Consider the following 4,235-nt stretch of genomic DNA (forward strand, 5'->3'; position numbering starts at 1 on the left):
GAGTGGCCCGGGGGCGTCGAGCGGTCTGGCGGTGAGCAGCCCGGCGTCGAGCGAGCCGGGTCCGAGCGGCCCGGTGGTGAGCAGCCCGGGCCCGGACAGCCCGGCGTCCACCCCCGCCCCCGCGAGTTCTACATCTCCTACTTCCAGCAGCCCGGCCGGGCCGAAGCCGAGATCGAGCCCGATGTGCGCGGCTGGCTGGCCGGCTTCTACGCGGCTCTGTCCGCCGGCACCATGCCCGGCCCCGGCGCCCCCGACCCGCACTTCACCGGGGCCGGCGGGACGCTGCGCGAGGGTTTCCCCGTAGGTGTGCTGCCGGCCTGGCTGGGGGAGCGGGACCTCGACTTCTTCGCCGGTGAGTTCGAGCGGACGGGGATGACCGGGGCCCTGAACCGGTACCGGAACATGGACCGGGACTGGGCCGACCTGGCCGGTTGGGCGGGGCGGCCGATCACGCGGCCCTCGTTGTTCATCGGGGGTGAACGGGACGCCTCCCTCGGCTGGCTGGCCGACGCCGTCGAGGCCTTCCCCGAGACGCTGCCCGGCCTCCTCGGTTCGCACGTCCTGGACGGTTGCGGGCACTTCGTCCAGCAGGAGCGCCCGGAGGAGACGAACCGGATCCTGCTCGGCTGGCTGGCCTCGCTGCCCGCCTGATTCCGCGTCCGGTCCGTTCGGCCCGTCGGCCACGCTTCCCTCACCAGTGGGAACGGCCGGCGGGCCGGTCCTTTTCCCGCGGTGGGGGAGGTAGCCGGGCCGGCCGGCCGCTCCAGGCGCCCGCGAGAAAATCCTGCCGGAGTCATTGACGCACCCCGGACCCCTTCGTACCTTGTGCCAGCAAGCGCTTACTTGAAACGATTCATGCGCGTGGCGGAGATGCTGCGGGGAGGGCCCGACTGTGGGAACCAGGAATCTTGACAGGCGTACGATCCTGAAGGCGGCCGGGGCGTCGGCGGCCACGCTCGGGCTCGCCGCGACCACCGGCTGCGGCGGCGGAAGCGGTTCCGGAAACGGCACGGTGACGATCCGTTACTCCTGGTGGGGTGCCGAGGAACGGGCCAAGAAGATCAACCAGTCCATCGCCCTCTTCGAGCAGAAATACCCCAAGATCAAGGTCAAAACCGATTTCCAGACGTATGACTCGTTCTGGGAGAAGTTCCAGACCCAGGCCGCCGGCGGAAATCCACCGGACGTTTTCCAAAACGCCGTCACTTTCCTCAGGAAGTACGACAAGCGTGGAATTCTCCTCGATCTCAAGCCCCAGGTGGAGGCCGGGAATCTGAGCCTGGATCACTTCCGCGCGGGCGTCACGAAGGTCGGCGAGGTCGACGGCAAGCAGCTCGGGGTCCCGGTCGGCTCCAACACCATGTCACTCGTCATCGACAAGAAGGTCTTCCGGAAGGCGGGCGTCGAACCCCGGCCGGGCTGGACCTGGGACGAGTACTTCAAGGCCCTGGAGACCATCCGCGACAAGACACGGGTCCCCGGGGACACCGGCTACTTCACCATCATGTACCTGTACGACCTCTACCTGCGCCAGAACGGCAAGGCGTTCTTCACCGGCGACGGACTCGGCTTCGACAAGGCCGATCTGACGGAGTGGTGGACGGACGGTCTGGGCCGGGTCAAGGCCGGTGCCGTCACCGACCCCAAGACCGTCCAGCAGGACAAGCCCAAGTCCTCCCTCTCCGCCGGCCACGGCGCCTCGGAGTTCACCTGGGACAACTTCACCGTCCGCTACTCGGCCGAGGGCGACAGCGAGTACGGCCTCGCGCCCATCCCCACCACGGACGGCAAGCACACCGGCCAGTACCTCGCCTCCCTGATGCTCAGCGCCTCCGCCCGCACCTCGCACCCCAAGGAGGTCGCGCAGTTCATCGACTTCATGGTCCACGACCCCCGGGTCGGCACGATCATGGGCTACGACCGCGGCATCCTCACCAGCACCGAGCAGTTCGCGGCCTACAAGCCGGCCGACGCGGTCAACAAGGAGATCGCGCGGTACGAGGAGGACACCGCCAAGGCCGGCGTCCTCGGCACGATCACCCCGCACCCGTCCGGTGCCGACACCATCGAGGCCGCCTTCCTGCGCATCGGCGGCGACCTCGGGCAGGGCAAGTCCAAGGTCTCCGACGCGGTGAAGCAGTTCTTCACCGAGGCCGAAGCCGCCTTCCAGGCCTGATGGGAAACGCCGTGACGCTCGTCAAGGACTCCGTGCCCGCGACCCGCGGCGCGCGCCGGGCCGCCACCGCGAGGACGGGGCGGCCGGGCCGGCGGCGGGAGAACCTCGCCGGCTACCTGTTCATGTCCCCGTGGATCGCCGGGTTCCTGCTGCTGACCGCGGGCCCGATGGCCGCCTCCCTCTACTTCGCGTTCACCGACTACAACCTCTTCACCAGCCCCAAGTGGATCGGTCTCGGCAACTTCACCAAGATGTTCGAAGACCCGCGCTGGCAGAAGTCGGTGGAGGTGACGGCCAAGTACGTCGTCATCGGCACCCCGCTCAAGCTGCTGCTCGCCCTCGGCGTCGCCCTGCTCCTCGCGCAGAGCCGCCGCGGCCAGGCCTTCTACCGGGCCGCCTTCTACGCCCCCTCGCTCATCGGCGCGAGCGTCTCGGTCGGCTTCGTGTGGCGCTCGCTGTTCTCCGACGGCGCCATCGTGGACCGTACCCAGACCTTCCTCGGCTTCCCCGTCGGCGGCTGGGTCGGCAACGCCGACTGGGTGATGTACTGCCTGGTCGCACTCACCGTCTGGCAGTTCGGGGCGCCCATGGTCATCTTCCTGGCCGGGCTCAAGCAGGTGCCCAGGGAACTGTACGAGGCGGCCGAGATGGACGGCGCCGGACCCTTCCGCAGGTTCTGGAGCATCACCCTGCCGATGATCTCCCCGGTGCTGTTCTTCAACGTGCTGCTGGAGACCATCCACTCCTTCCAGATCTTCGGCTCGGCCTACGTCGTCTCCAACACCGCCTGCGGACCGGCCGACGCCACGCTCGTCTACACCTGCTACCTCTACCAGCAGGGCTTCAGGAACGCCCAGATGGGCTTCGCCTCCGCCATGGCCTGGATGCTGCTGCTCGCCGTGGCGCTGGTGACGGCCGTCCTCTTCTGGTCCCAGAAGAAGTGGGTGCACTACGAGGAGGACGCCCGATGAGCGCCACCACCAAGGCCCCGGTGCGCGCGGCCGCCACCCGGACCCCGGGCCCCGGCCGCCGGCGGGCCGGCTCCCTCGCCTGGCACCTCGGCGCCCTGCTGATCCTGGCCGTCATCCTCTACCCGGTCGCCTGGGTGATCGGCGCCTCGTTCAAGCCCAGCAAGGACATCGTCAACAGCCTCACGCTGTTCCCGTCCCACCCCATCCTGTCCAACTTCAAGGGCCTCGCCGACGGCATAGCGGACATCAGGATCTGGACGTTCTTCCAGAACTCCCTGCTCTACGCGGGCGGCGCGGTCGTCGGCGTCCTGGTCTCCTGCTCGCTGACCGCCTACGCCTTCGCACGCATCAGGTTCACCGGCCGCAACCTGCTGTTCTCCCTCATGATCGGCACGCTCCTGCTGCCGTACCACGTGCTGCTGATCCCGCAGTACGTGATGTTCCAGAAGCTGGAGCTGGTCAACACCTACGTCCCGCTGCTGATCGGCAAGTACCTCGCCACCGAGGCCTTCTTCGTCTTCCTCATGGTGCAGTTCATGCGGAACCTGCCCCGGGAACTGGACGAGGCCGCCCGGCTCGACGGCTGCGGGCACCTGCGCACCTACTGGTCGATCGTGCTGCCGCTGTGCCGGCCCGCGCTCATCACCAGCGCGATCTTCACCTTCATCAACGCCTGGAACGACTTCATGGGCCCGCTGATCTACCTCAACGAGCCCGGCAAGTACACCGTCTCCCTGGGCCTGATGATGTTCCGCGACTCCGACGGCGTGGCCGCCAACTACGGCGGCATGATCGCCATGTCGCTGGTCGCGCTGCTGCCGGTGCTGCTGTTCTTCCTCGCCTTCCAGCGCTATCTGATCGACGGCATGGCGACCTCCGGACTGAAGGGCTGAACCATGTCCCAAGCTTGGGTGCGGCCGCGCCGGGAGTCCGGGTTCGCGGAGCGGTACGGCGTCTTCGCCGAGTCCCTGCTGACCGGGGTGTGGATCGCGGTGGCCTGCCTCGGCGTGGTCACCTACCCGGCCGCGTTCGCCGCCGGCGCCCGGCACCTGCGCCGTCGCATCACCCACCAGGGCGGCGGTTGGCGG

The 4,235-nt window shown here is 68.5% G+C and carries 4 protein-coding genes and 1 pseudogene; all 5 read left to right on the forward strand.

Features of this window, described 5'->3' with window-relative positions:
• Positions 1-651, forward strand: a 651-nt coding sequence (locus H5J33_RS25610) for an alpha/beta fold hydrolase (RefSeq protein WP_181797230.1), incomplete at its 5' end; no start/stop codon positions are given.
• Positions 652-892: 241 nt separating this feature from the next.
• Entirely contained in the window at positions 893-2,176 is a 1,284-nt protein-coding gene (locus H5J33_RS25615) for an extracellular solute-binding protein (RefSeq protein ID WP_181797231.1), read from the forward strand.
• Positions 2,176-3,147 carry a carbohydrate ABC transporter permease gene (locus tag H5J33_RS25620; protein WP_220212743.1) on the forward strand — a complete coding sequence of 324 codons (972 nt, stop codon included), beginning with the start codon at positions 2,176-2,178 and terminating at the stop codon, positions 3,145-3,147. Before H5J33_RS25615 ends, H5J33_RS25620 begins: the two co-directional genes overlap by 1 nt.
• Positions 3,144-4,040, forward strand: coding sequence for a carbohydrate ABC transporter permease (locus tag H5J33_RS25625; RefSeq protein WP_181797233.1), 897 nt, complete (start codon positions 3,144-3,146; stop codon positions 4,038-4,040). Before H5J33_RS25620 ends, H5J33_RS25625 begins: the two co-directional genes overlap by 4 nt.
• Before the next feature lie 3 nt (positions 4,041-4,043).
• Positions 4,044-4,235, forward strand: a pseudogene (locus tag H5J33_RS25630) (hypothetical protein); the annotation flags it as partial.

The organism is Streptomyces sp. WELS2 (assembly GCF_013870595.1).
Classification (GTDB): domain Bacteria; phylum Actinomycetota; class Actinomycetes; order Streptomycetales; family Streptomycetaceae; genus Streptomyces.

Bases quoted from the DNA above. Each gene is read 5' to 3' on its own strand.
- H5J33_RS25625 (WP_181797233.1), top strand. From the start codon at position 3,144: ATGAGCGCCACCACCAAGGCCCCGGTGCGCGCGGCCGCCACCCGGACC.
- H5J33_RS25620 (WP_220212743.1), top strand. From the start codon at position 2,176: ATGGGAAACGCCGTGACGCTCGTCAAGGACTCCGTGCCCGCGACCCGC.